Origin of the sequence: Pantoea sp. K16 (assembly GCF_048452805.1) — a bacterium.
GTDB lineage: Bacteria > Pseudomonadota > Gammaproteobacteria > Enterobacterales > Enterobacteriaceae > Pantoea > Pantoea agglomerans.
This window is the reverse complement of the sequence record NZ_JBLWNV010000006.1, coordinates 254,610-278,936: the sequence shown is the minus strand read 5'-3', so window position 1 is coordinate 278,936 and position 24,327 is coordinate 254,610. Positions and strand designations below refer to the sequence as shown.

General features: G+C 55.2%; 26 protein-coding genes and 5 tRNA genes (1 of these 31 cut by a window edge). 13 read left to right on the top strand and 18 right to left on the bottom strand.

Features of this window, described 5'->3' with window-relative positions:
• Positions 1–8: 8 nt before the first annotated feature.
• Entirely contained in the window at positions 9–209 is a 201-nt protein-coding gene (locus ACK13D_RS10470; protein WP_010246478.1) for a DUF6404 family protein, read from the bottom strand.
• Positions 210–402: 193 nt separating this feature from the next.
• Here ACK13D_RS10470 and ACK13D_RS10465 point away from each other — a divergent pair, with 193 nt between their 5' ends.
• Positions 403–570 (top strand): hypothetical protein, encoded by a 168-nt coding sequence (locus ACK13D_RS10465; RefSeq protein ID WP_010246480.1) that lies wholly within the window; start codon positions 403–405, stop codon positions 568–570.
• Between the two features lie 31 nt (positions 571–601).
• Here the strand turns inward: ACK13D_RS10465 and ACK13D_RS10460 are convergent, their stop codons facing one another.
• Together ACK13D_RS10460 and ACK13D_RS10455 are read right to left on the bottom strand one after the other, a co-directional pair.
• Entirely contained in the window at positions 602–1,453 is an 852-nt protein-coding gene (locus ACK13D_RS10460) for a substrate-binding domain-containing protein (protein WP_163851339.1), read from the bottom strand.
• A gap of 178 nt (positions 1,454–1,631) precedes the next feature.
• Positions 1,632–1,704, bottom strand: a tRNA-OTHER gene (locus ACK13D_RS10455).
• 234 nt (positions 1,705–1,938) lie between these two features.
• On the opposite strand from ACK13D_RS10455, the gene ACK13D_RS10450 reads away from it, so the two are divergent.
• On the top strand, positions 1,939–2,175 hold the full coding sequence (locus ACK13D_RS10450; protein WP_223565690.1) for a hypothetical protein: 237 nt from the start codon (positions 1,939–1,941) through the stop codon (positions 2,173–2,175).
• 135 nt (positions 2,176–2,310) lie between these two features.
• On the opposite strand, the gene ACK13D_RS10445 is transcribed toward ACK13D_RS10450, so the two are convergent.
• The 6 genes from ACK13D_RS10445 to uvrY form a co-directional block, all read right to left on the bottom strand.
• Positions 2,311–2,397: transfer RNA gene (locus tag ACK13D_RS10445), tRNA-Leu, on the bottom strand.
• Positions 2,398–2,407: 10 nt separating this feature from the next.
• A tRNA-Cys gene (locus tag ACK13D_RS10440) sits at positions 2,408–2,481 on the bottom strand.
• 40 nt (positions 2,482–2,521) lie between these two features.
• Positions 2,522–2,597 (bottom strand) — tRNA-Gly (locus tag ACK13D_RS10435).
• A 150-nt stretch (positions 2,598–2,747) separates the two neighbouring features.
• Positions 2,748–3,296, bottom strand: coding sequence for a CDP-diacylglycerol--glycerol-3-phosphate 3-phosphatidyltransferase (gene pgsA, locus ACK13D_RS10430; RefSeq protein ID WP_010246604.1), 549 nt, complete (start codon positions 3,294–3,296; stop codon positions 2,748–2,750).
• Positions 3,297–3,365: 69 nt separating this feature from the next.
• Positions 3,366–5,198, bottom strand: a complete 1,833-nt coding sequence (uvrC, locus tag ACK13D_RS10425; protein WP_010246606.1) for an excinuclease ABC subunit UvrC — start codon at positions 5,196–5,198, stop codon at positions 3,366–3,368.
• On the bottom strand, positions 5,191–5,850 hold the full coding sequence (uvrY, locus tag ACK13D_RS10420) for a UvrY/SirA/GacA family response regulator transcription factor (protein ID WP_010246608.1): 660 nt from the start codon (positions 5,848–5,850) through the stop codon (positions 5,191–5,193). The genes uvrC and uvrY overlap by 8 nt, the downstream gene beginning before the upstream one ends.
• 432 nt (positions 5,851–6,282) lie before the next feature.
• Between uvrY and ACK13D_RS10415 the strand changes: the two genes are divergently transcribed.
• Positions 6,283–6,507 (top strand): DUF2594 family protein, encoded by a 225-nt coding sequence (locus ACK13D_RS10415; RefSeq protein ID WP_003849983.1) that lies wholly within the window; start codon positions 6,283–6,285, stop codon positions 6,505–6,507.
• Between the two features lie 35 nt (positions 6,508–6,542).
• Here ACK13D_RS10415 and ACK13D_RS10410 read toward each other — a convergent pair whose 3' ends face one another.
• The 3 genes from ACK13D_RS10410 to ACK13D_RS10400 all read right to left on the bottom strand — a co-directional run bounded on the left by ACK13D_RS10410 (position 6,543) and on the right by ACK13D_RS10400 (position 9,864).
• Entirely contained in the window at positions 6,543–7,154 is a 612-nt protein-coding gene (locus tag ACK13D_RS10410) for an acyl-homoserine-lactone synthase (protein WP_029518973.1), read from the bottom strand.
• Between the two features lie 122 nt (positions 7,155–7,276).
• Positions 7,277–7,999 (bottom strand): transcriptional regulator SdiA, encoded by a 723-nt coding sequence (gene sdiA / locus ACK13D_RS10405; protein WP_022625907.1) that lies wholly within the window; start codon positions 7,997–7,999, stop codon positions 7,277–7,279.
• 1,169 nt (positions 8,000–9,168) lie between these two features.
• Positions 9,169–9,864: an extensin-like domain-containing protein gene (locus ACK13D_RS10400; protein ID WP_010669801.1), complete on the bottom strand. Its 696-nt coding sequence runs from the start codon at positions 9,862–9,864 to the stop codon at positions 9,169–9,171.
• A gap of 286 nt (positions 9,865–10,150) precedes the next feature.
• On the opposite strand from ACK13D_RS10400, the gene cycA reads away from it, so the two are divergent.
• Positions 10,151–11,545 carry a D-serine/D-alanine/glycine transporter gene (cycA, locus tag ACK13D_RS10395; RefSeq protein ID WP_022625909.1) on the top strand — a complete coding sequence of 465 codons (1,395 nt, stop codon included), beginning with the start codon at positions 10,151–10,153 and terminating at the stop codon, positions 11,543–11,545.
• Between the two features lie 46 nt (positions 11,546–11,591).
• Here the strand turns inward: cycA and ACK13D_RS10390 are convergent, their stop codons facing one another.
• Positions 11,592–12,566, bottom strand: coding sequence for a metal-dependent hydrolase (locus ACK13D_RS10390; protein ID WP_418796297.1), 975 nt, complete (start codon positions 12,564–12,566; stop codon positions 11,592–11,594).
• A 38-nt stretch (positions 12,567–12,604) separates the two neighbouring features.
• Positions 12,605–13,240: an HTH-type transcriptional regulator RutR gene (gene rutR / locus ACK13D_RS10385; RefSeq protein WP_003849991.1), complete on the bottom strand. Its 636-nt coding sequence runs from the start codon at positions 13,238–13,240 to the stop codon at positions 12,605–12,607.
• A gap of 306 nt (positions 13,241–13,546) precedes the next feature.
• Between rutR and rutA the strand changes: the two genes are divergently transcribed.
• From rutA to rutG, 6 genes are read left to right on the top strand one after another with little or no spacing between them, the layout of a single operon-like run.
• Entirely contained in the window at positions 13,547–14,638 is a 1,092-nt protein-coding gene (gene rutA / locus ACK13D_RS10380) for a pyrimidine utilization protein A (protein WP_010669800.1), read from the top strand.
• Positions 14,638–15,351 carry a pyrimidine utilization protein B gene (gene rutB / locus ACK13D_RS10375; RefSeq protein ID WP_010246624.1) on the top strand — a complete coding sequence of 238 codons (714 nt, stop codon included), beginning with the start codon at positions 14,638–14,640 and terminating at the stop codon, positions 15,349–15,351. The genes rutA and rutB overlap by 1 nt, the downstream gene beginning before the upstream one ends.
• Before the next feature lie 20 nt (positions 15,352–15,371).
• On the top strand, positions 15,372–15,767 hold the full coding sequence (gene rutC, locus ACK13D_RS10370) for a pyrimidine utilization protein C (protein WP_022625912.1): 396 nt from the start codon (positions 15,372–15,374) through the stop codon (positions 15,765–15,767).
• Positions 15,767–16,576, top strand: a complete 810-nt coding sequence (gene rutD / locus ACK13D_RS10365) for a pyrimidine utilization protein D (protein ID WP_346549771.1) — start codon at positions 15,767–15,769, stop codon at positions 16,574–16,576. The genes rutC and rutD overlap by 1 nt, the downstream gene beginning before the upstream one ends.
• A 19-nt stretch (positions 16,577–16,595) precedes the next feature.
• Positions 16,596–17,111: an NADH-dependent FMN reductase RutF gene (gene rutF / locus ACK13D_RS10360; RefSeq protein WP_029518970.1), complete on the top strand. Its 516-nt coding sequence runs from the start codon at positions 16,596–16,598 to the stop codon at positions 17,109–17,111.
• 46 nt (positions 17,112–17,157) lie between these two features.
• On the top strand, positions 17,158–18,486 hold the full coding sequence (gene rutG / locus ACK13D_RS10355; RefSeq protein WP_033779456.1) for a pyrimidine utilization transport protein G: 1,329 nt from the start codon (positions 17,158–17,160) through the stop codon (positions 18,484–18,486).
• Between the two features lie 4 nt (positions 18,487–18,490).
• Here rutG and ACK13D_RS10350 read toward each other — a convergent pair whose 3' ends face one another.
• Entirely contained in the window at positions 18,491–19,405 is a 915-nt protein-coding gene (locus ACK13D_RS10350; protein WP_010669796.1) for a DMT family transporter, read from the bottom strand.
• A gap of 96 nt (positions 19,406–19,501) precedes the next feature.
• Positions 19,502–19,675: a con-10 family general stress protein gene (locus ACK13D_RS10345; protein WP_010246636.1), complete on the bottom strand. Its 174-nt coding sequence runs from the start codon at positions 19,673–19,675 to the stop codon at positions 19,502–19,504.
• A gap of 300 nt (positions 19,676–19,975) precedes the next feature.
• On the opposite strand from ACK13D_RS10345, the gene wrbA reads away from it, so the two are divergent.
• The 3 genes from wrbA to ACK13D_RS10330 are packed head-to-tail and all read left to right on the top strand — an operon-like array spanning position 19,976 to position 22,253.
• The gene (wrbA, locus tag ACK13D_RS10340; protein WP_022625914.1) at positions 19,976–20,575 is read left to right on the top strand and encodes an NAD(P)H:quinone oxidoreductase; all 600 of its coding nucleotides are present in this window, start codon (positions 19,976–19,978) and stop codon (positions 20,573–20,575) included.
• A gap of 20 nt (positions 20,576–20,595) precedes the next feature.
• A complete protein-coding gene (locus tag ACK13D_RS10335; protein WP_010246639.1) occupies positions 20,596–20,826 on the top strand; it encodes a YccJ family protein in 231 nt (76 codons plus the stop codon).
• A gap of 53 nt (positions 20,827–20,879) precedes the next feature.
• Positions 20,880–22,253, top strand: coding sequence for an NAD-dependent succinate-semialdehyde dehydrogenase (locus tag ACK13D_RS10330; protein ID WP_050680307.1), 1,374 nt, complete (start codon positions 20,880–20,882; stop codon positions 22,251–22,253).
• A 65-nt stretch (positions 22,254–22,318) separates the two neighbouring features.
• Here ACK13D_RS10330 and agp read toward each other — a convergent pair whose 3' ends face one another.
• Together agp and ACK13D_RS10320 are read right to left on the bottom strand one after the other, a co-directional pair.
• Positions 22,319–24,022: a bifunctional glucose-1-phosphatase/inositol phosphatase gene (agp, locus tag ACK13D_RS10325; RefSeq protein WP_418796292.1), complete on the bottom strand. Its 1,704-nt coding sequence runs from the start codon at positions 24,020–24,022 to the stop codon at positions 22,319–22,321.
• Positions 24,023–24,293: 271 nt separating this feature from the next.
• A tRNA-Ser gene (locus ACK13D_RS10320) sits at positions 24,294–24,327 on the bottom strand (it continues 154 nt past the right edge of the window).

The following is a 24,327-nucleotide window of genomic DNA, read 5'->3' as shown; positions in this document are numbered from 1 at the left end:
AGCAGAACTCACTCAGCCTGTTGCCGCCGCGCGCGGTAGCGGCCAACCATGGTAATCAGCGCCTGGTAGATTAAACCGGCGTAGAGACTTGTCAGAATCGCCAGACCAGGCTCTTTGCCCTGCTGCTGCCATGACATAAACCACATGAATACGCCCCACAGTACAGAGAACACCAGCCACCCGCGGACGAACTTCATCATGCCATTCATAACAACTCCTCTTAAATGAAGCGCTACCTTAGCGCGCTCCGGCCTGAAACGCATTGCCAGCATGCGCGAGATGCGAGGCGTCTCAAATAATCGTCGACAATTTGCCATGCGTATTGATGATTTAGTCCTGTCCGGGCGATTTTGTTGCGATTCTCTATACTCAACGTTCCGCTTACCTGATCGGGGAATTACGATGAAACGTACTGCTTATCTGTTATCCACACTGGCTATCCTCGCCACGCTTACGGCCTGTGCACCGCCGCCACCGGGCAGAGATGCCCCGCCACCGCCTCCACCTGGCGGGCAGCAGCCGGTGGGCGCACCCGGCGGCAGCGGCCCGGCAGGACAACCGCAGGCCTGACATTATTCTGCCAGCCTGCGTTGCGGGCTGGTTAATGCCGGAAGGCGCAGCCGCAGGCTGACATCTCACCCGGCAGCACTTTGCCTGCGTGAGAGTGACGCCGCTGTAATTGCCCCTGCTCTTCAGCACTGCTGTTGCCTGCCTGCTGTCCCAGCCAGCGATCCAGCGCGCGGCCAGCGATCTGCCGGATGTCAGGTGACCAGCTGGTAAGATGCCAGGTTGAGCTGCGGGCTTCTTCACTATCGCCAAAACCTGCCACTGCCAGATGGATACCCTGACCAAAATCCCGAATCGCCTGCATTGCACCAAAGGCCATCAGATCGCTTTCACAGAAGAGTGCCTGGATACGCTCAGCAGCACGTGTCTTTTTCAGGTAAGACATCATCGCCCGATAAGCGCAGTCACGATCATCACTCCCCACAGTCAGTTCAGCGTTCAGCGCCATGCCCGCCGCCAGCAGAGAGGCGCGATAGCCCTGTTTTTGCGCCAGTTCGCCTGGCTGAGCCTGCATAAAGCCAAACCGCTGATGCCCTTGTTTAAGCAATAATTCCGCTGTCACCTCACCCGCCCGCAGTGCATCCGCCTGCAGTTCAGGCTCAGCATCAATCTGAAGCACTGGCAAATTGCAGGCATCAGTAACGCGGTTACCGGGGAGTAACAGCAAACCACGCAGCCCGAGCGGTGTAGCCTGCCGGATGAGTGCGGTCAGTGTGACGTCGGTTTCGGCACTCAGTAGCACCGAGATAACACCGCGCGCGTTAAGCTGGCGCATCACTTCGTCCAGCATTTTTTGTTGAAACGGATTGAGCAACTGACTGGCGACAACACCGATAACCGGAGGGACCGCCGGTTCAGTTAAGTCAGGTGTGGAAGGTGTAATCATTGGCATTAATTCTCTGCGACGGCAAACAATAGCCACCACAATACGGTAAACCACAACGTTTCAACAGGTTACAGAGTTCGACACAGGCCGCAAAAATGAGTGAAATCGGATGTAATTGGGATGAATCGGCAGAACCCCAAAAGGGCCAGGCTGGCGTTAACGTAGATGCAGGAGAGGGACCGGGCAGCAGGAGTTGAACCCGCATCGTCAACCCGTTAAGAGTTGCAGTAATACCTTTATACCATGCCCGAATGGCGTGCCTGGAAAAGCCGCGCTGTGTGAACAAGAAGCGTAGTACGACTTTCTGACCAGGCAAGCGCAAGCGGCAGGTATATTGCAACCGTCGTATGAAATCAAAAAAGAGGTGCTGCTGCCTGTAGGCATTGATTATTCCGCTAACCTTAAGTTTCAGGCAGCCTGTTCCGACCGGGACTTATGGCCAACATTTTGCAGAGGTCAAGACTATGCCGTCAGGACAATTTTACGTGGTTGATCAACCCGAACTGAATTTTACCGCCAATTATCATATTGATACGGTTAATGATAAACCCTACCCCTCGCGGATGGTACTGGAGATCCGGAAGCAGTCACAGCCGACCGACGCCTTTGATGATATCAGCATCGGCCATGAAGTGACCTTTGTCTCTTCCAGTGGTGAGGCGCAACGGATGGTGCTGGTGAGTGACACTGATGATGAGCTGGTGTTCAGCTCCCGGGGCTGATGCCGGCTTATACCGCTAAACGGAGGTTGCAGTCGCCGTATCCGCCAGATAGCAGGCACAAAAAAACCGCCCTTGGGCGGTTACGACATTACTGCATATTGCTTTTATTTTATTAGATTTTCTTCGGCAGAAATATGGTGCCCGGGGCGGGACTTGAACCCGCACAGCCTTACAGCCGAGGGATTTTAAATCCCTTGTGTCTACCGATTTCACCACCCGGGCAGGGTGTAACTGGAGGCGCGTCCCGGAGTCGAACCGAGGTACACGGATTTGCAATCCGCTGCATAGCCACTCTGCCAACGCGCCTTAAACTGATGTGCCGTCAGGTTAACCTGACCTGCGAATCTGGAGCGGGAAACGAGACTCGAACTCGCGACCCCGACCTTGGCAAGGTCGTGCTCTACCAACTGAGCTATTCCCGCAATTCAGCAATTTCGTCGAACCTGCTGATTTTGTTTATCTTCTGGCAGCCTGGCTGCCGTTCGATGCGATGCATTCTACTTAGATGACGCAATGAGTCAATAAAATTATCCTCACAGCGCGTCCGTTTGCTGCTTTTTAAATCGTATCGATCACGGTTCGAGCAGATCACCGCGCGCGGCGCTTAAATACTGGAACATAGACCAGAAAGTCAGCACGGCAGCAATGTATAACGCCACCACACCAATCGCCACGACGGTCGCATCAGGACGCCACAGCAAGGCAAACAGTGAGAACATCTGGGCAGTGGTTTTCACTTTACCAATCCAGGAAACCGACACGCTGCTGCGTTTACCAATCTCCGCCATCCATTCACGCAGCGCAGAGATAATGATCTCGCGTGCAATCATGGTGGCGGCGGGCAGCGTAATCCACCAGGCGTGGAAATATTCCGCCACCAGCACCAGCGCAATGGCCACCATCACTTTATCCGCTACCGGATCGAGAAACGCACCAAAGCGTGTTGTCTGCTTCCAGCGGCGCGCCAGAAAGCCATCAAACCAGTCGGTGATGGCAGCAAAAACAAAAATCAGTGCAGTCGCCAGCGGCGCCCAGGTGAACGGCAGATAGAAAGCCAGCACAAAGAACGGGATGAGCACGACTCGAAACAGGGTGAGACACGTCGGAATGTTTAATTGCATATGCCGGTAACTGTCTGGATATAGGTAGAATTTAGCCTATGTTCCTACATTGCCCCCCCCGTTTCAATGCTAGTGTTTCAACGAGTAGTATATTTTTTCTGCCAGAGCATGTGAGATACCGGGTACATTGGCGATCTCCTCCACCGACGCGTTCATCAGCGGTTGCAGGCCCCCCATGTACTTAAGCAGTTGCTGACGCCGTTTCGGCCCCACCCCTTCGATGCTTTCCAGTGCGCTGGTGTTCTTTACTTTGGCCCGTTTTTTACGGTGGCCTGAAATGGCATGATTGTGAGCGTCATCACGAATATGCTGGATCACATGCAGCGCGGGTGCATCGGGTGGCAGCGAAACGCCCTCACCTTCCGCTTCAAAGAACAGCGTTTCCAGTCCGGCTTTACGATCGCTGCCTTTCGCTACGCCGAGTAAAATCGGCCGGCTTTTGTCCCAGGGCACATCCAGTTCCGCGAAGACCTGCTTCGCCTGAGACAGCTGGCCTTTACCGCCATCGATCAGAATCACATCCGGAATCTTATCTTCTTCTATGGCTTTACCATAACGGCGGCGTAACACCTGATTCATGGCGGCGTAGTCATCACCCGGCGTAATGCCGCTGATGTTGTAGCGACGATAATCGGCACGCAGCGGACCATTCTGGTCGAACACTACGCAGGAGGCGATGGTCTGCTCACCCATGGTATGACTGATATCGAAACACTCCATGCGTTTAATTTTGTCCAGCTCAAGAAACTCCGCCAGCGCCATCAGCCGCTGATGAATTGTGGAGTGCTGTGACAGACGCGTGGTTAACGCCGTCGCGGCGTTGGTGCGCGCCAGTTTGAGATAACGGGCGCGATCCCCGCGCGGCTTGCTCTGAATACTCACCCGACGTCCGGCCAGCTCACTGAGCGACTCAGCCAGCAGTTCACGCTCTGGCAAGGTGAAGTCCAGCAAAATATCGCCAGGCAGCGTACGTGCCTCGCTGCCCTGCAGGTAGAACTGCCCGACAAAGGTCTGAACGACCTCAGCCAGATCGGTATCGACGGGCACTTTCGGGAAGTAGCTGCGGCTGCCTAACACTTTGCCCTGACGGATAAACAGCACGTGGAGACAGGCCATGCCCGCTTCATAAGCCACACCCATCACATCAAGGTCATCACCCTGATTCGAGACAAACTGCTTTTCGGTGATCCGTCGCACAGCCTGAATCTGATCGCGCAGGCGTGCCGCCTCTTCAAAGCGCAGGCCCGTGCTCGCCTCTTCCATCCGTTTGACCAGCTGGTTAAGAACCTGATCGTCTTTACCCGCCAGGAACAAGCGCACGTAATCGGTCTGCTGTGCATACTCCTCCTCACTGACCAGTCCCGCGACACAGGGACCCAGACAGCGACCAATCTGATATTGCAGACAGGGCCGGGAGCGATTGCGGTAGACGCTGTTTTCGCACTGGCGGATAGGGAAAACTTTTTGCAGCAGCCCCAGCGTTTCACGCACCGCATAGCCGTTGGGGAACGGGCCAAAGTATTCGCCTTTGGCATGCTTTGCACCACGGTGCATCGCCAGTCGCGGATGGGTATCGCTGCTAAGAAAGATGTAGGGGTAAGATTTATCGTCGCGCAGCAGCACGTTGTAGCGCGGCTGGTAGAGCTTGATGTAGTTATGCTCAAGCAGCAGCGCTTCGGTTTCGGTGTGGGTTACGGTGACATCGATGTGCTGGATATTACTAACCAGCGCTTCGGTTTTGCGGCTGCCGACCTGAGTGCGGAAGTAGCTGGTCAGACGCTTCTTCAGGTCTTTGGCTTTGCCCACATAGATGACGGTGCCTGAGGCGTCATACATGCGGTAAACACCGGGCTTGCTGGTTACCGTACTCAGAAAGGCTTTGGAATCAAAAACGTCATTCACTACTGATTAACGGCTCCGCATTATAGAGGCCATGTCGAATGGCCAGATGCGTTAACTCTACATCGCCACTGATATTCAGCTTGCTGAACATCCTGTAGCGGTAACTGTTAACGGTTTTAGGACTGAGATTTAACTGCTCGGAAATTTCCGTCACCTTTTGTCCACGGGTGATCATCAGCATAATCTGCAATTCCCTTTCCGACAAACAGCTGAAGGGGGATTCCGCTTTTTGTGGCTCAATCTGGCTCAGCGCCATCTGCTGAGCGATATCTGAAGCGATGTAGCGCTGTCCGGCATTGACCGAGCGAATCGCATTGATCACCTCCTGCGGCGCAGCCCCTTTACTGAGGTAGCCTGCAGCCCCCGCCTGCATCACTTTCGCAGGCAGCGGATTTTCCGTGTGAATGGTCAGCATGATGATTTTGATATCGGGATTGTAACGCACGATTTTGCGCGTCGCCTCCAGTCCACCGATGCCCGGCATGTTCATATCCATGAGGATCACATCAACCTGATTGGCACGGCACCACTTAGCGGCATCCTCGCCACAGTTGACCTCTCCGACCACGGCCAGACCTTTGACATCCTCAAGGATGCGACGGATTCCGGCACGGACAAGTTCATGGTCATCAACAAGAAGCACACTGATCAACGGGGAAACTCCAGAGGCTAAAAAAAGAGGAATCAATTAACGAATACAGGCGATAATCATACCCGCTTTTACCTCAAAAGCACATCAACAAAGCAAAACAGTCGACGCTTCGCATAACGATTTCCAGCCCCGTGCAGCCAGCAATAACAGAGATTTCTTACAACCGACAGGCGTACTGAATAATCCTTAAACTCTTACTATTTCATGGTATTAACACCAGACTTTGCTGTGCCTTATCGCTGCAGGCCCTTGTGATATCTGGCCCGGCAACACCTGTAATTACTTTCAGCGATTGATTAGTTGTACTGGACAAACCAGCTGTTTATAGCGAAGCGAACCGGCTGCTCCAGCAACTTACTGACCCTGTGATATACTCACGCACTGCTGTTCGGACAGATTGCCGACACATTGTCATTCACCAAGGAGAAACGCATGAGCGATGAAGATTTTGCAACTTCGCAGGAAGCCCGGAAATTAGCGGATGAAATCGCGGGTCTGAAGATGATGATCACCCTGATCCTGAAAGGTATGGGCCAGGCTGATGCCGGCAAAGTGATTATCAACATGGAACGCTATGTACAGACGCTGGGCGACAAGCCTCAGGCGGAAGTATTCAGCAATACCATTAAGCAGATCAAAACAGCCTACCGTCAGTAAGCTTGCTTGCCCCCACAGCCGCGGGGGCAAATTAATTAACTGTGCGCCTGCCAGTTAACCGAAACGCCCAGCGTAGGCAGCACCTCTTCCGGACTAAAGCGCCGCGTTCCCCGATACTTTTCAGCCAGCGCTGGCTGAACCACCGGAATACGGATCGCAAACAGATTATCTTCTGACAGAATAAGTCCCGGCGTCAGCGGCTCATACACCACCTGATGCTCTTCAAACATCTTCTCCAGCATCGGCGTTGCCGAACTGATGATGTATTCCATACCGTTCAATTCTGCCAGCTGCACGGCGTGCCAGAGAATATTCAGTGGCAGTTCAGCGTCCACATCCAGCCGTGCCGAGAAGCGCGACATTTCCCACACTTTCTCATGGCTGAAAGGCAGTACGATGCCTTCACTCAGTTCAGGTTCGAACCAGGGCATCAGACGCGCACAGCCGCTGATGCCCTCCCGCGCATTCCATGCGATCAGCCAGGTGACATCTGAACGATCGTAGCGATCATATTCCTGTCCTGGCGTGCTCAGACGTGGCGGAATTGACCACCCTTCGCCGCGCGCAAAGACGCTGTATCGGTAGCTGCCGAGTTCGGCAAGCAAAGAGGATGGCATATCCTTTAATTGCGTTTGCACTATTTTCATCATGCGCCTCTGACATCCCCATGTTTGCAATGATTTCTTTGCGCCAGCCTGGCAAAGTCCCGGCGCAGAATAGACAACAGACCTGTGCAAAGGAACAGCTAAATGTAGCCATTCCTTTAAGTTCAGATCAGTCCGATTGCCGCTGCATAGCAGGCAATCTGCGTTTTATTGGAAACATTGAAACGCTTTTGCATATTTTTTTGGTGAAAGTTAACGGTATGTTCAGAGATGGATAAAATAAGTGAAATTTCGACCGCCGTTTTTCCTTCGGCTGTCCATTTCAAAATTTCCAGCTCGCGCTGACTAAACTCTTTTTTTAGTACCATCATTGCATCATCGCTAAAGCGTTCCAGCGTATCCAGACTTAGTTCCGCTAAAAGGTGTAGTTTCACCTCCAGCTCAGCATGGCAGAGCTGGACAGAAATGGGCTGTTGCGACGATATAGATAATATACCAATGACGCGATTTGGTGCCATTGCAGAGCAAGAAAATCCGCTCTGCAGCCCATATTCTCTCGCCTCACGCCACAAATTGCCGGCGTCAGCGAACAGTTCCTCCGTCCACGCCATGCCTCTGCCCGGTCGCTGACACAACCTGAGCACCGGATCGACAGCGTAATAATTCTGCTTCTCATAGCGTTTAACCCATAGTTTGGGATAGGTGCTATGTAAATGAATACGCGGTCGGGTAAAAGGCACCGGGTGCTGAATCAAAAAGGCAAAATAATCGAAGCCTAATGATTCAATAAATTGTTGCAATAACGGCTTCAATTCAGAAGAAACCGTTAATGCCTGAAATTGTTCTTTCGCCTCAGCTCGCCAGGCGAAATAATTTTCAGTACTCATATTGCCTCAGCGTTAATTTCACTCGCCCTTCCGGTAATATTCATTCAGATTCATCGGATAAAATAAATTTGCAGAAGAAAACTAATTTATCGTTCAGGACGAACCCGTCCCGATCTACAGCGCATTTAACCTTTCACCGTTGGAGCGGAGTGAAAAAGTGTTCCTGCCTTTACAAGGTGAGGCCGATCACAGCAATTTCAATCACCCCAGAAGAATAAGATTTTTCTGATAGGATTTCAATCCCTGACCTCCAGTGCAATTTTTTCTCGGACTTGAAAAGTCTGCTGAAAATATTGAATCGCGATGCTGATTGTTGGGTAAATAACGAGTAAACAAGGCGTTAATTACTCCGTTATAAGCGAAGCGGCAATGACAAATTTCTGACATATTTTTATCAGGAAATAAGCCCGGCTCTCTCTTTGCAGCATCAGGACCGGTTTCGTCAGACGACCCCGCAGCCCCTGTGGCGTCTGTTGAGGCAGCTAACCGGCATGCTGCCCGCGCCACGCGCTTGCCGGTGAAAGACCTGTCCCGGTTTTCAGTGGCAGCCCTGTAAGCGTAACGATGTGCTGTTTAATAAACCTTTTCTGCTCTCCCCTGCCCGACCGTGCTCTGTGCCAGTCGATTCATATCCTGCTGTGGTTTATCCACTTATCTGACTGCGGGTACCTGACCCAGGACAGCACGTCCGTAATAGTCACCTTTACTTAATCTGCTGTCTGACCGCAATACGTGGCGGAGATCACTATTTACGGCGTAATGCTCAGCACTGACTCTATTTTAATCAGTTAAATCACTTTACCGATAGTCACGCAACTAAATCATCTGAAAATAAATTTGCAGGTAAAATCCGTTCTTTTCTTAATCACGCACTTTTTTATTTATGCGATACCTTTCCCTTATTTCTGCCAGCGCAATCATGAAATAATTTCATCATGCCGCCAGCAGGCGCTGAGCAAATGACGCTGAGAATTTGCGCAAGAGTTTTATCCCGCAGGCATCGTTTTATTCTTACAAATGGCCCTGAAATCGGTTTTTTTAGGAGCATCCTGACCTGTTGTCAGACTATTTCAGTAAGGGATCAGGTTCAGCAATGATAACTGGATGGGTTTTACTGGCACCATAAGAACATTTCTTAATCAAACACGGTATTAATCCTGTCTGATGATTTATCGGCAGTAGCCTGCACCTCGCATACCCAGATGAAAATGTGAGGCGTGAGCGGCGTTATAGTCCGGCCCCAGCGCATTGCCGAATACCTCACAGCCGCCACGCCACAGCGTATGAAGCATTGCCGCTTTTTCTTCCGGCTGTTGCCAGTGACGACTGACCTCAAGCCGCTGACCATCAGCCAGCTGAAAGCCTGTCACATCCCAGGCATCGGCGGTGGCATGTTCACTGAGCCGCCCCTGGGCACGATGATAAATATTACGGCAGGCGTAACTGCCGACATGCGTAATTCGTACCAGTGGACTATGCATCTCTCTGGCGGTCTGTTCACGACTGCGCAGAGCATACATGGTGCTGGCGACGGCCATAGGACAGCTGGCCAGAAAGCTGCTGCTGAGGCTGACCGGGCCAAATTTCTGAACCCGCAGCGGATGACTGAGCGGACAGTGACCCGTGACGTCCGGACGCTCGCTGAAGCTGACCCAGCCCGCCTGTTGAGCGCGGCGCATCACCGCCAGACATGCGTCAGGATCGCTGGCCAGCCTTTTCATCTTAATCTGCGTCATCCAGCCCGGCGGATCGGTAACAGAGAGTGGCGTAAAGGGATTAAACTGCGGCGGCAGATGCTGCTTAAGCCAGGGTAAGCTGACCCATCCCAGCGCAAGCAATAGCAAAAACAGGATAAGCGTGCGCATAGTCCCTCTCGCAGCATGATGATTAGCAAACAAAAAGTGTAGAAGCCCATCGCCCTTCACGCCGCCTGACTGACATAACGTGATGAATAATTACCCAGGCTGACGAAGGTTTGAACAAAATCGCGCTTTATTGCCGCTTCCGGGATGGCAGGCATCACAATTGGTAAAAAAGCGTTACCCGATTCCGGCTCTCTTCCTCTATCTTATGCCGACTTGCCCTCAGGCAGACGCCTTGACTAACAGCCAGCAGAGCTGAACACAACATCACGACAGGAAAGACAATTCTATGGTTGATCAATCTAAAGAAACCGCAAGCACCCACGAGACGCCCGATAAACTCCAGCGCAATCTGCACAATCGTCACATCCAGCTGATCGCCATTGGTGGCGCTATCGGTACCGGCCTGTTTATGGGCTCAGGTAAAACCATCAGCCTGGCTGGCCCCTCGATCATTTTTGTCTATATGATCATCGGTTTTATGCTGTTCTTTGTGATGCGCGCCATGGGGGAGCTGCTGCTCTCCAACCTTGAGTACAAATCCTTTAGCGATTTTGCCGCTGATCTGCTTGGCCCGTGGGCGGGCTACTTTACCGGCTGGACCTACTGGTTCTGTTGGGTGGTAACCGGCATTGCCGACGTGGTGGCAATCAGCGCCTATTTCCAGCTCTGGTTTCCGGGCTTCTCGATCTGGATGAGCGCCCTGCTTTGCGTGGTGGTTTTTCTGGCGCTCAATATTGCCACCGTCAAGCTGTTTGGCGAGATGGAGTTCTGGTTTGCGATCATTAAAATCGTCGCCATTGTGGCACTGATCGTAACCGGGATTGTGCTGGTATCGATTCACTACCCCTCACCGGGCGGCGGCACAGCGTCACTCAGCAACATCTGGGATCACGGCGGCATGTTCCCGAAAGGCCTCAGCGGCTTCTTTGCCGGCTTCCAGATTGCGGTGTTTGCCTTTGTCGGCATTGAACTGGTGGGCACGGCAGCGGCTGAAACCCACAATCCGCATAAAGTTTTACCGCGCGCAATTAATGCGATTCCGTTGCGGGTCATTATGTTTTACGTGCTGGCGCTGATGGTGATTATGGCGGTAACGCCCTGGACCCAGGTGATGGCCGATCGCAGTCCGTTTGTTGAGATGTTCGTTCTGATTGGTCTGCCTGCGGCTGCGAGTATCGTTAACTTTGTGGTGCTGACTTCTGCCGCCTCCTCAGCCAACAGCGGCATCTTCTCCACCAGCCGTATGCTCTATGGCCTGTCGCAGCAGGGTGTGGCCAGCCGCGCCTTTGGCCGACTCTCTGCCCGTGCGGTGCCGACTACCGGCCTGTTTTTCTCCTGCCTGTGCCTGCTGATTGGTGTGGCGTTGATCTACCTGATCCCGGATGTAATGAAGGTCTTCACGCTGGTGACCACCGTCTCGGCCATTCTGTTTATGTTCGTCTGGACCATCATTCTGTGCAGCTATCTGGCCTACCGTAAAAAGCATCCGCAGCGCCATGCGGAGTCGGCATTTAAGATGCCGCTGGGCAAATTCATGTGCTGGGTCTGCATGGCATTCTTCGCATTTGTGCTGGTGCTGCTGACGCTGCAGGAAGATACGCGCCAGGCGCTGATGGTTACGCCACTCTGGTTTGCCCTGCTGGGTGTCGGCTGGATGCTGCGTAATCGTCGTAGCCGCTAATCGGTAATATCATGAACAAAGCCCGGTCAGATGACCGGGCTTTTTTTTACAGGCGATCGCCCAGCGCAGAGAAAATGGCGGATAAAGAGGGGCGTTCATTAGGTAAGCGCTGCGGCCGGGGATCGGGCTGCTGAGGCGTGCCCAGACCAAAGGTGAAGGTATACTTATCGCCTTCGCCCATGCGCAGGTCGGCAATCGTCGTCTGCCCGTCCTGCTCCCGCAGCGCGTAGAAGCCGTGGCTGAACCAGGCGACACGTTCTGCATACCAGCTGCCCCGAAAGGCGTCGAACAGTTCAGGATGACGCGGGTACCACGCCACCTGCAGTGGCCGTGAGGGCGACAACAGCGACCAGTAAACTTCGCCATAGCGATCCGGCGTCATAATCACGCTGCGCCATACCAGCGTATTAAAGGCCGTGGGCGTCACCAGTACTTTATTGACCGGAATACCCTGCTCCGCCAGCGACGCTCTGATCTGCCAGCCTGCGACGCCCTGAATCACCACACTCCAGACCAGATAAAGGGTACTCAGCATCAGCCCGAGCCGGTTTCCGCGCAGCCCTTTATCACTGCGCCGCCAGAGCGCGACGCCCAGGCCTGCCAGCAGCGGCAGGGTATAGAGTGGATCGACGATGTAGATACTGCCGATGGCATAAGGATAATCGGTGATCGGCAGGCCAAGCTGGGTGCCATACACCGTCATCAAATCGAGCAGCGGATGGGTAATCAGCGCCAGCCAGATGGCAGGCCACCATGCTGCCCACTTCACCCGCTGGCGAAACAGACCCGCCACCAGCCATGCAATCAGTGGCGAGAGCAGCGTGAGCCAGAGCAGCGCATGCGTTTCCGTGCGATGCAGGGTCATGTTGCGTATCGCATCGCCATGATCAAGAAAGACATCGAGATCGGGTAAGGTGCCGCAGACGCCGCCCACCAGCGCGGCCTGCCAGACCGGCACCCGACGTCCCATCACTGCGACACTGACTGAGGCACCCAGCACCAGTTGCGAAACAGAATCCATTGATTAACTCCGTACCTGAACCGTGGATGTATCCTGAATTAGCGTACGCGAATCCCTTCGATGATCATGCGCTGCACGTTATCAACAGCCTGATCGAAAAACGCCGGATCGCTGAGCGTCTGGCCGGTAACGGCCTCAACCTGAGTGGCAAAATCGGCGTAATGCTGCGTGGTGGCCCACAGCATAAAGATCAGATGCTGCGGCTGTACGCCCGCCAGTCGTCCTTCATCAATCCAGCGTTCAATAATTGCCGCTTTGTCATCCACCAGCTGCTTAAGATCGCCTGCCAGCTCCCCTTTCAGAAGCGGAGCACCCTGCAGCATCTCCAGACAGAAGAGCCGGGAAGCCTGAGGATGATCGCGCGACACTTCCAGCTTCAGCCGGATGTAGCGCCGAATCGCGACCAGTGGATCCTGATCGTGCGCCAGCGCGCGCAACGGTGCCAGCCAGACATCCAGAATCTGCTTAAGCACGGCCACATAGAGCACTTCTTTAGAGGGAAAATAGTAGAGCAGATTGGTTTTAGAGACATCGGCCAGTTCGGCCACCTTATCGAGGCTGGTGCCGTGAATGCCAAACTGTGAGAAGAAGGTTAATGCCGCTTCCAGTATGGCGGCCCGCTTCGCTGCGACCGCACGCGAACGTCGCGTTGGCTTTTTTTCATCGGTATTCACACGTTTACCTCATCCTTCTGGTGTCAGCGCATCATAGCAAAGGGATTCATCGCTGCCCAATCCGCGCCCTGCACCTTTTTTGCTCAGCCTGCATGGAAAACGTGCAGCGAATTTTGACCAGACGGTCTGAAATGGACCAGTTACTCCACTTACCTCTTTCGGGTTAATTTTAACTCATTGTTATCTAAAAGAATAAAAAAAGTGGCACACAGTTTGCAGAATTGTGACTGAGCGCGGCCCACACGGACGATGCAGGATGCAGTGCAGCGCGTGAAACACCTTTCCCCCATCGCAACGAGGTTTCACATGAAGATAGGCGTCTTTATTCCGATTGGTAACAATGGCTGGCTGATTTCGTCCAATGCGCCGCAGTACATGCCGACTTTTGAACTGAACAAAGCGATCGTGCTGAAAGCAGAGCATTACCATTTCGATTTTGCGCTCTCGATGATCAAACTGCGCGGCTTCGGCGGAAAAACCGAGTTCTGGGATCATAATCTCGAGTCGTTCACCCTGATGGCAGGCCTGGCCGCCGTGACATCACGCATTGAGATCTACGCCACCGCCGCCACCCTGACGCTGCCTCCGGCGATTGTGGCGCGCATGGCCTCCACCATCGATTCCATTTCAGGCGGTCGCTTTGGCGTCAACCTGGTGACCGGCTGGCAGAAGCCGGAATATGAACAGATGGGAATGTGGCCTGGCGATGAGTACTTCAGCAGCCGCTACGCTTATCTGACCGAATACGTTACCGTGCTGCGCGACCTGTGGGGCACCGGAAAATCGGACTTTAAAGGTGAGTTCTTCACCATGAACGACTGCCGGGTGAGTCCGCAGCCGCAGCGCCCGATGAAGGTGATCTGCGCCGGACAGAGCGATGCCGGTATGGCCTTCTCTGCTCAGCACGCCGATTACAACTTCTGCTTTGGTAAAGGTGTTAACACGCCTGCCGCGTTCAGCTCTACCTCGATTCGCATGAAGCAGGCCGCTGAAAAAGCGGGCCGCGATGTCGGCTCCTATGTGCTGTTTATGATCATCGCTGCTGAAACGGACGAAGAAGCGCGGGCGAAGTGGGAACACTACAAAGCCGGTGCGGATGAAGAGGCGCTCTCCTGGCTCACCACTCAGAGTCAGCAGGACACCAAATCGGGCAGCGACACCAATGTGCGCCAGATGGCGGATCCGACCTCGGCAGTCAATATCAATATGGGCACCCTGGTGGGGTCGTATGCCAGCGTGGCGCGGATGCTGGATGAGGTTGCGCAGGTCGAAGGCACCCACGGCGTGCTGCTGACGTTTGATGACTTCCTGCAGGGTATCGAGAACTTCGGGCAGCACATTCAGCCGCTGATGGCCTGTCGCAGCGCCCTGCTCGACGCACAGCAGGAGGTGGCATGATGGCTACCGTTTATTGTGCTCACACGCCGGATGTTCCCCAGGTTGAACTGCCGGCGCGGCCAGAGCCGATCGCCTTTCCGCCTGGCCAGACCGCGCTGATTGTCGTGGATATGCAGAACGCCTACGCCACTGAAGGCGGCTATCTCGATCTGGCGGGCTTCGATGTTTCCGCCACCAAGCCGGTGATTGCGAAAATCCATCAGGCGGTGACGGCAGCCCGTGCGGCAGGTGTCCAGATCATCTGGTTCCAGAACGGCTGGGACAGTGACTATGTAGAAGCGGGCGACGCCGGTTCCCCCAATTTCCACAAATCGAATGCCCTGAAAACCATGCGTAAACGGCCTGAACTGCAGGGGTCGCTGCTGTCGAAAGGCGGCTGGGATTACGCGCTGGTCGATGAACTGGTGCCACAACCCGGTGACATCGTGCTGCCGAAATCACGTTACAGCGGCTTCTATAACACCCCGCTCGACAGCATGCTGCGCAGCCGCGGGATCCGTCATCTGATGTTTACCGGCATCGCCACCAACGTCTGCGTTGAATCGACGCTGCGCGACGGCTTCTTTCTGGAGTACTTCGGCGTGGTGCTGGAAGACGCCACTTATCAGGCCGGCCCGCCCTTTGCTCAGCAGGCTGCCCTGTTCAATATCGAAACCTTTTTTGGCTGGGTATCGGATGTCGATACCTTCTGCGAAAGCCTGAATGCCCGCTAATCCACGATAAGGACGACGCTATGCCGAAAAGTATTATTGTTCCGCCAGGCACCTCCACCCCCATCGCCCCGTTCGTTCCCGGCACGCTGGCGGATGGCGTGGTCTATGTCTCGGGTACGCTGCCGTTTGATGCTGACAACAACGTGGTGCATGTGGGTGATGCCGCAGCGCAGACCCGCCACGTGCTGGAAACCATTAAAAAGGTGATCGAGACCGCCGGTGGCAGCATGACCGATGTGACGTTTAATTCGATTTTTATCACCGACTGGTCGAACTACGCCGCGGTGAATCAGGTTTATGCCGAGTACTTTCCCGGCGAAAAACCGGCGCGCTTCTGTATTCAGTGCGGTCTGGTCAAGCCTGATGCGCTGATTGAGATCGCCAGCGTGGCGCACATCGGCAAAGCGGAGGTCTGATGCAGCTGGATATTCTGGGTCTGCAAAATCCCGATGCACCGACACTGGTGCTCTCATCCGGTCTGGGCGGCGTGGCAGGTTTCTGGCAGCCGCAGCTGGCCGCGCTAACGGCACGCTATCGGGTGGTGATCTATGACCAGCGCGGCACCGGTCGCAGCGCTGACAGCCTGCCGGAAGGCTACAGCATGGCGATGATGGCGTCAGAACTGGCCGCCGCGCTGGCGCAGCACGGCATCCTGCGTTTCAGCCTGATCGGTCACGCGCTGGGCGGTCTGATGGGGATGCAGTTGGCGCTGGATTATCCGGATCGGATCGAACGGATCGCGGTGATCAATGGCTGGCTGACGCTGCATCCCCATACCCGTCGCTGCTTTCAGGTACGCCAGGACCTGCTGCTCAACGTCGGCGTCGAGGCATTTGTCCGCGCTCAGCCGCTGTTTCTCTATCCTGCGGAGTGGATGGCGCAGCATCAGACGCGGCTGGATCAGGAAGATAGCTATCACGTCGCACATTTTCAGGGGATGGAAAATCTGATGCGCCGGCTGCACGCCCTGATGAGCGCCGACTTCAGCGCGCGGGCTGCTGCCATTCCACAACCGGTACTGGTGATCGCCAGCCAGGACGATCTGCTGGTGCCGTGGAGCTGCTCAACTGAGCTGGCCGCGGCCCTGCCCAATGCGACTGAACAGATGATGGCCTGGGGCGGCCACGCCATGAGCGTCACCGCCCCCGAAAACTTTAATGCCCTGCTGCTGCAGTGGCTGGATCAGACTGATGACGTGCAGCCGCTGCAGCGCGTCGTCGGATAACCTTTTCGCGGAGAACACGATGAGCCTGGATACCCTTACCCCTGCCGTTGAGAAAACTGAGTTTCGTAATGCGATGTCGCGGCTGGGTGCTGCGGTCAACATCATCACCACTGAAGGCCCGGCCGGACGCGCAGGCTTTACGGCCTCGGCGGTGTGCAGCGTCACGGATTCGCCGCCGACGCTGCTGGTCTGCCTTAACCGCTCTGCCTCGGTTTACCCGGTGTTCCGCGAAAACATGCAGCTCTGCGTCAATACGCTGGCGGCGGGCCATGAAACGCTCTCCAATCTGTTCGGCGGCAAAACGCCAATGGCTGATCGTTTTATTGCCGCTGAGTGGTCAACGGCCGTGACCGGCTCGCCGGTGCTGAGCGGCGCCGTCGCGTCCTTTGACTGCCGCATTACTCAGATTGTCAGCGTCGGTACGCATGACACGCTGTTCTGCGAAGTCGTGGGGTTAGTGCGCAATGATGACACCCACGGTCTGGCGTGGTTTGACCGGGGATACCATCCCCTGTTGCGGCAGGATGCCTGTTAACGCTTCCCTGAATCCCACCGGCATTCATAACGCTCTGGAGTAGACGATGGCACGATCCTGGTTTCCGCAATGGCAAAAGAAGTCGGCATTAACAGAAAACGGTATTATCGCCCCGGATGAGACCCTGCCTCTGGGGCAGACGCTGGTGCTGGGTTTACAGCATGCGGTGGCGATGTTTGGCGCAACGGTGCTGATGCCCCTGCTGATGGGGCTGGATCCCAATCTGGCCATTCTGGTCTCGGGTATAGGCACGCTGCTGTTCTTCTTTATCACCGGCGGTCGTGTGCCCAGTTATCTCGGGTCGAGCGCTGCCTTTGTCGGCGTGGTCATTGCGGTAACCGGCTTCAGCGGTCAGGGGCTGAATCCCAATCTCAGCGTGGCGCTGGGCGGCGTGATAGCCTGCGGCCTGCTCTACACGCTGATTGGTCTGGTGGTGATGAAGTCCGGCACGCGCTGGATTGAAAATCTGATGCCGCCGGTCGTGACCGGTGCAGTGGTAATGGCTATCGGGCTGAATCTGGCCCCGATTGCGGTTCACAGCGTCTCCGCCTCGTCGTTCGACAGCTGGGTTGCGGTGATGACCGTACTCTGCATTGGTCTGGTAGCGGTATTTACCCACGGGATGATTCAGCGACTGCTGATTCTGGTCGGCCTGATTCTGGCCTGGGCGATCTATGCGCTGCTGACCAACGGTCTGGGGCTGGGTAAGCCGGTCGATTTTACGATGCTGTCACAGGCTGCCTGGTTTGGTCTGCCGCACACCACTGCACCCACCTTTGATCTGCAGGCGATGGTGCTTATCGCCCCGGTGGCGATCATTCTGGTGGCTGAAAACCTCGGGCATCTGAAAGCGGTGGCGGGTATGACCGGACGCAATCTCGATCCTTACATGGGACGCGCTTTTGTTGGCGATGGCCTGGCCACCATGCTCTCCGGCTCGATCGGCGGCAGTGGCGTCACCACCTATGCCGAAAATATCGGGGTGATGGCGGTGACCAAAGTCTATTCTACGCTGGCATTTGTCGCCGCGGCGGTCATCGCCATCCTCGCCGGTTTCTCGCCGAAGTTTGGTGCGCTGATCCACACTATTCCGGCCCCGGTGATTGGCGGCGCATCCATTGTGGTGTTCGGGCTGATTGCGGTAGCGGGTGCCCGCATCTGGGTACAGAACCATGTTGATTTAGGCCAGAACAGTAACCTGATCATGGTGGCGACCACACTGGTGCTCGGTGCCGGTGATTTCGCGCTGAAAATCGGTTCTTTCACGCTGGGGGGTATCGGTACCGCCACCTTTGGCGCGATTATCCTCAATGCGATTCTGCGCCGACGCAGTGCGGCAAAGCAGGACAAGCCACTGGCGCGACAGCAGGGTTAACGACCTACTCCAGCGGTGTGGCAGCAGGCTGCACCGCTTTTTTTCGTTTCAGCCGCAGCTCACTGACGATCACCCCGCAGACGATCAGCGCGCCGCCCAGCAACGCCAGCGCAGGCAGGCGCTCACCCGCAATACGCCCCACGACGCCGGCCCAGACCGGTTCCCCGGCATAAATCACCGTAGCGCGGGTTGGCGAAACGCTGCGTTGCGCCCAGTTCATGGTGACCTGAATCAGGGCGCTGGCTGCACCCAGCCCCAGCGCGCTGAGCAGCAGCGGCGTTGAGATGGCAGGCACCGTTTCCCCATTGGGGATCATCAGACCAAAGGCGCACAGCGATGCCACCGCCAGCTGGATCAGGGTCACACGGCGCACATCGACCTTACCGGCATAGCGGCTGATTAAGATGATCTCGGCGGCGATCGCCAGGGTACTGATCAGCGTCGCTATTTCACCTGCATTCAGAGTGATGCGACCATCCTGCGGCCCGGCCACCAGCAGCAGGCCGGTAAACGCCAGTACAATCCCCAGCCACGACATCAATCCCGGCGGACGGCGCAGAAACAGCCATTGCAGCAACGGCACGACAGGGACATAGAGCGCGGTGAGAAAGGCGGACTGACTGCTGGAAATGGTCTGCATTCCCCACGTCTGAAGACCATAGCCCCCGGCGATCGACAGGCCAATCAGCGCGCCCGCTTTCACCTCCAGCCAGGTCATGCCTGCCAGATAGCGGCGGAAAAAGAGCGCCAGCAGCAGCGCGGCGGTGGCAAAACGCAGGCCGACAAAGAAGAACGGGCCGGAGTGCTGCATCGCACGATGCACCACCAGAAAGGTGCCGCCCCAGATCATGGTGATGAAAAGTAATACCAGCTCCTGCCGCGTCAGGCGCAGGGTTAAACCGCGGAGTGTGTCCGACATAATTCACCTGATGATGTGTCCGGACAATATTGTGGGGAGAGCGAGGGGGAAAAGCAACGACGTTAACCGCCGGTCTCAACCGGCGGCAGTGTGGGGTTATGCGTCCGGTTTTTTAGGACTGCTGCGTCCCCCTTTCTCCCCGGCACGCGCGGCGCGCTGCGGATCGTTTTTAAAATTACCGCCGCTGTTTTTCCCCCCTTTACGTCCCGCTTCTGCGGCACGTTCACGGTTTTCAGCAAAATTTCCAGAACCCCCACGATGTGTTGTCATGATTTGCTCCTGTCGCGTAGTGCGATAATTAAGAATTAAAAACAGAGGGCTGACGGCCCGAAACGCGAGCTCAGCCCATGTTTAAATAATAGCCAGATTATCCTTTCACTCGTCCGCCAGTCACATTTAGCAACAGAGTAATCACCAGAAATTTGGCTAAACAACGAACACTCTGCCGACTTACAACCGATTAGCTGCTGATTTATTGCCCGACTCCTCCGTTCCGGCTTCGGCATCGCCTGCGTAAAATGAAAGCTCTTCTATACTTTTTCTGGACGTCAAAACCATCTGGAGAGATCAATGGCTAAGATTCTGGTGCTCTACTACTCGATGTACGGACATATTGAAACAATGGCGAACGCGGTTGCAGAAGGCGCTCGTCGGGTTCCCGGCGCGGAAGTGGATATCCTGCGGGTACCAGAAACGATGGAGGCCGATCGCTTTGCCCAGGTGGGTGGCAAAACCGATCAGCAGGCAGCAGAAGCCACGCCTGAGGTACTGCCGCACTATGACGCGATTATCGTCGGTACCCCGACCCGCTTCGGCAACATGGCCGGACAGATGCGGACATTCTGGGATCGCACCGGCGGACTCTGGGCGTCAGGCGCGCTGTTTGGCAAGGTTGCCAGCGTCTTTACCTCAACCGGCACCGGCGGCGGTCAGGAACAGACCATCACGTCTGTCTGGACCACCCTGGCGCATCACGGCATGGTGATTGTGCCAATCGGCTACGGAACCAAAGAGTTGTTCGATATTTCACAGGTTCGCGGTGGAACGCCTTATGGAGCCACCACCCTGGCGGGCGGCGATGGTTCGCGTCAGCCTACCGAAGCGGAACTGAATATCGCCCGTTTTCAGGGCGAACATGTTGCCGGACTGACCGTCAAACTGCAGGACTGATTTAATCAAAGGAGAAAAGTATGTCTACTGAACAATCGAAAGCACATCACGTTGGCGAATGGGCAAGTCTGCGTCATACCTCCCCTGAAATTGCCGAGGCCATTTTCGAAGTGGCTGACTACGATGAAAAACTGGCAGAAGAGATCTGGCGTCAGCAAGGCAGTGATGACGTGCTGATTCGCGCCTTTGAAAAAACCGATAAAGATCTCCTGACCTGGGATGATAAGCCCGTAGAACGTAAGAACGTCTGATTCAGGGGCGGGACTTTCCCGCCCTCAATTTTTAGCTCACCAAGGAGTACGCTATGTCTTCCTATCAAAGCATTAATCCCGCAAACAACCAGTTGCTGAAAAGCTGGCCGTCACACGATGAAGCCGCCGTCAGCCATGCCCTCGAAGTGGCCGATCGCCTTTTCCATTCTTCATGGAGCAAAGGTGATATTCAGCCGCGTCTGCAGGTACTGAAAAAACTGGCTGACCTGATTGATAGCCGCGCGGAAGAACTGGCCACCATCGCCAGTAAAGAGATGGGTAAACTGATTGGTCAGAGCCGCGGAGAAGTGAAAATCTGCTCGCAGATTGCCCGCTACTACGCAGAGAATGCGGAACGTATTCTGCAGCCGCAGTCCTATCCCAGCGATCTGGGCGAAGCCTGGGTTGAGTATCACCCGATTGGCGTTTTAGTCGCCGTCGAGCCGTGGAACTTCCCTTACTATCAGCTGATGCGCGTGCTGGCACCTAACCTGGCGCTGGGTAACCCGGTGCTGGCAAAACATGCCAATATCGTGCCGCACTGTGCCGATGTCTTTGAGAAGCTGGTTCGTGAAGCGGGTGCGCCTGAAGGGGCCTGGACTAACCTGTTCATCTCCACCGATCAGGTCGCCGATCTGATTGCTGACGACCGCGTACAGGGTGTCGCCCTGACTGGTTCCGAGCGCGCGGGCAGCGCCGTGGCTGAGCAGGCCGGTAAGCATCTTAAGAAATCGACGCTGGAGCTGGGTGGCAATGACGTGTTTGTGGTGCTGGATGATGCCGATCTTGATGAAGCGGTACGTCAGGGCGTGCAGGCTCGCCTCAGCAACTGCGGACAGGTCTGTACCGCCGCAAAACGTTTTATTCTGCATGAGAAGATTGCCGATCGCTTTATCAGCCAGTTCAGCGCCGCGCTGAGTTCCGCTACGCTGGGCGATCCGCTGGATGAAAAGACCACGCTTGGCCCGCTCTCCTCCGCTGACGCGCGTGATCGCCTGGTGAAACAGGTAGACGAAGCCGTCGCCAATGGCGCAAAACTGGTTACGGGCGGCAAAGCCGTTGACGGTGCAGGTTGCTACTATCAGCCAACCATTCTCACTGGCATTACCCCGGATAATCCCGCCTATTATCAGGAGTTCTTCGGTCCGGTCGCGCAGGTTTATGTCATAGGTGACGATCAGGCGGCTGTGGCGCTGGCGAACGACTCTCACTATGGTCTGGGCGGCTCGGTCTGGACACGCGATATTGCACGCGGTCGTAAACTGGCCTCTGCCATTGAAACCGGCATGGTGTTTATCAACTCTCAGAGCGACACCTCAGCGGAGCTGCCCTTTGGTGGCGTGAAACGTTCAGGTTATGGCCGTGAGCTGTCTGATCTGGGCATCAAAGAGTTTGCTAACCAGAAACTGGTGGTCGTGGCCGGTTAATCGCCTTGCAGCCATAAAAAAACCCCGTCTCGACGGGGTTTTTTATTATCAGCCGGAAAGCACGATTACTGTGTTGCCACAGCCGCTGACTTTGATTCGTCGTTGTGCGCTGTTGCAGGCGTGTTCGAGGCGTTAGCCTGGTCAGCCGCACCTTTATCGGCACTGGCTGATTTCGCTGCCGCGTTGTCCACTTTCGCTTTCTCAGCGGCGGCTTTATCCGCTGCTGCCTTGTCCGCTTTTGCCTTCTCAGCGGCGTCTTTATCGGCTGCTGCCTTGTCCGCTTTTGCCTTCTCGGCTGCTGCTTTATCGGCTGCTGCCTTGTCCGCTTTTGCTTTTTCAGCGGCGGCTTTATCGGCTTCAGACTTCTCAGCGGCAGCTTTATCGGCGTCAGCCTTCTCTTTCGCCGCGGTCGCTTTATCCGCTTCAGCCTTATCAGCAGCAGCGTCATTGGTCGCTGCGGCTTTCGCACTGTCGTCGTCAGACTGGGCTGCCGGTTGTGGTGCCGCCGCTGGCTGCATTGGCGTGCCCTGCAGCGCAGCATTCAGCACCTGAGAGAACTGATCCCAGCTGCAATAGCCGTTTGCATCGGTCTCACAACCCGCCAGCTGCAGCGTAACGCGCTTCGGTGGGTTCTTCAGGCTCAGCACGTCTGCGTTGCGCAGCTGATCGGCGCTCTGATAGACATACTCAACTTTGAGCAGGTCTTTATCATTTTTCGCATCATGCCAGCGTTCGAAAACAACCTGACCGCCAATCGGCGTTTTTTCGAACGTATCAGGCAGTTCATAAGGCTTAACCTGCAACGCGCTCAGCAGCGAGGCGATGTTTGAGTCATGGCCTACCATCAGCGTAATTTTTGGCGCGTTGGCTTTGTCCTGGTCCACTAACTGACTGCGGATGTAGTCCACCAGCGGTGCCGCCACTTCACGGGAAATGTCCGGGCTGGTAAACAGCGCATCCTGGTAACCATTTTTAATCGCTGACAGCTCTTTCCACTGCTCAGGCGTTTTGATCTGACCCCATGCAACCTGATCCAGCGGGAAACCTTCGTAATATTGCAGCGTGAACGCATCCATCAGGGAATTCCCCGTTTTCAGCGGGCCACTGACATTCGGTTCTTTACCATTTTCAGCGCTGAAGGTGTTCTGACCACTGCTGAGATCGCACTGCTTTTTATTGTTGCAGGCAGGCGATGCTTTGTAGTCAACAATCTTTTCCAGGCGCTGGAAGGCAGGCTTCAGCGACAGTTTTTCATTCGCAGCGGCCATCTCAGCCAGCGCTTTCTTATTGAATGCTTCACTGCCATCTGTAATAACCGGATTGAAGATAGGATCCATGGAGCCCATTTCATCCTGATGAGAAACAGCGACGTCACAGCCCGGGAAGGCGCCATTAACAAAGAACTGGGCGGTGGCCACAGTGCGCTGCAGGCTGTTGGCGTAAACAAAGACGTTATTGCTGTCAGGACAGCTGCCGTTCTTCACCAGGCCCTGCTGTGCCAGCCACTGACGGGTGTAGTTACCCATGTAGACTTCCAGCACACCACCTTTCGTGGTCAGCTGTCCGCCGGGAACATCCCACTGCGGCCAGCTTTTTTTGGTCGACTGCGCCAGCACGCTGCCATTATCAGCCAGCGGTGCACGCAGATTGTGACGACTTAACATCAGCACCTGTTGCAGCTGCATATCACCCTCAGCAGCAAATGCTACCGTTCCGACCGGCAATGCAGCGAGCACTGACAATGCGCAAAGACTCAGTTTCTTGATCATTGTGCCTATTCCATTCATTCAGTAAAGAAACACTCTGGCTATCAACCGATTAGCTCGCCTCAGAGCGATGTAATCAACAGTGTAACTCAGCTCGCCTCAGAAAAGCGCCAGATGTTTGCAAAAACGGTGAGTGGACTATAGCAGAGATGCACCGGAGAGATGAATGCGCAGCCACGCGTCACAGAGAGTGGCACGCTTTTTTCAGACAGGAAGAAGTTACAGAGAGAGCAGAAACGAAACAGGCCAGCACTGCGTGCTGGCCTGTAAAATGTGGCGGAGGAGGAGAGATTCGAACTCTCGGATGG

Coding starts and splice junctions, on each gene's coding strand:
- rutF (WP_029518970.1), top strand. CDS start 16,596: ATGAGCCTGGATACCCTTACCCCTGCCGTTGAGAAAACTGAGTTTCGT.
- rutB (WP_010246624.1), top strand. CDS start 14,638: ATGGCTACCGTTTATTGTGCTCACACGCCGGATGTTCCCCAGGTTGAA.
- ACK13D_RS10390 (WP_418796297.1), bottom strand. CDS start 12,566: ATGGATTCTGTTTCGCAACTGGTGCTGGGTGCCTCAGTCAGTGTCGCA.
- rutG (WP_033779456.1), top strand. CDS start 17,158: ATGGCACGATCCTGGTTTCCGCAATGGCAAAAGAAGTCGGCATTAACA.
- rutD (WP_346549771.1), top strand. CDS start 15,767: ATGCAGCTGGATATTCTGGGTCTGCAAAATCCCGATGCACCGACACTG.
- ACK13D_RS10335 (WP_010246639.1), top strand. CDS start 20,596: ATGTCTACTGAACAATCGAAAGCACATCACGTTGGCGAATGGGCAAGT.
- ACK13D_RS10470 (WP_010246478.1), bottom strand. CDS start 209: ATGAATGGCATGATGAAGTTCGTCCGCGGGTGGCTGGTGTTCTCTGTA.
- ACK13D_RS10400 (WP_010669801.1), bottom strand. CDS start 9,864: ATGCGCACGCTTATCCTGTTTTTGCTATTGCTTGCGCTGGGATGGGTC.
- agp (WP_418796292.1), bottom strand. CDS start 24,022: ATGATCAAGAAACTGAGTCTTTGCGCATTGTCAGTGCTCGCTGCATTG.
- ACK13D_RS10330 (WP_050680307.1), top strand. CDS start 20,880: ATGTCTTCCTATCAAAGCATTAATCCCGCAAACAACCAGTTGCTGAAA.
- ACK13D_RS10345 (WP_010246636.1), bottom strand. CDS start 19,675: ATGACAACACATCGTGGGGGTTCTGGAAATTTTGCTGAAAACCGTGAA.
- ACK13D_RS10410 (WP_029518973.1), bottom strand. CDS start 7,154: ATGAAAATAGTGCAAACGCAATTAAAGGATATGCCATCCTCTTTGCTT.
- ACK13D_RS10465 (WP_010246480.1), top strand. CDS start 403: ATGAAACGTACTGCTTATCTGTTATCCACACTGGCTATCCTCGCCACG.
- rutA (WP_010669800.1), top strand. CDS start 13,547: ATGAAGATAGGCGTCTTTATTCCGATTGGTAACAATGGCTGGCTGATT.
- sdiA (WP_022625907.1), bottom strand. CDS start 7,999: ATGAGTACTGAAAATTATTTCGCCTGGCGAGCTGAGGCGAAAGAACAA.
- ACK13D_RS10350 (WP_010669796.1), bottom strand. CDS start 19,405: ATGTCGGACACACTCCGCGGTTTAACCCTGCGCCTGACGCGGCAGGAG.
- ACK13D_RS10460 (WP_163851339.1), bottom strand. CDS start 1,453: ATGATTACACCTTCCACACCTGACTTAACTGAACCGGCGGTCCCTCCG.
- cycA (WP_022625909.1), top strand. CDS start 10,151: ATGGTTGATCAATCTAAAGAAACCGCAAGCACCCACGAGACGCCCGAT.
- rutC (WP_022625912.1), top strand. CDS start 15,372: ATGCCGAAAAGTATTATTGTTCCGCCAGGCACCTCCACCCCCATCGCC.
- pgsA (WP_010246604.1), bottom strand. CDS start 3,296: ATGCAATTAAACATTCCGACGTGTCTCACCCTGTTTCGAGTCGTGCTC.
- wrbA (WP_022625914.1), top strand. CDS start 19,976: ATGGCTAAGATTCTGGTGCTCTACTACTCGATGTACGGACATATTGAA.
- ACK13D_RS10415 (WP_003849983.1), top strand. CDS start 6,283: ATGAGCGATGAAGATTTTGCAACTTCGCAGGAAGCCCGGAAATTAGCG.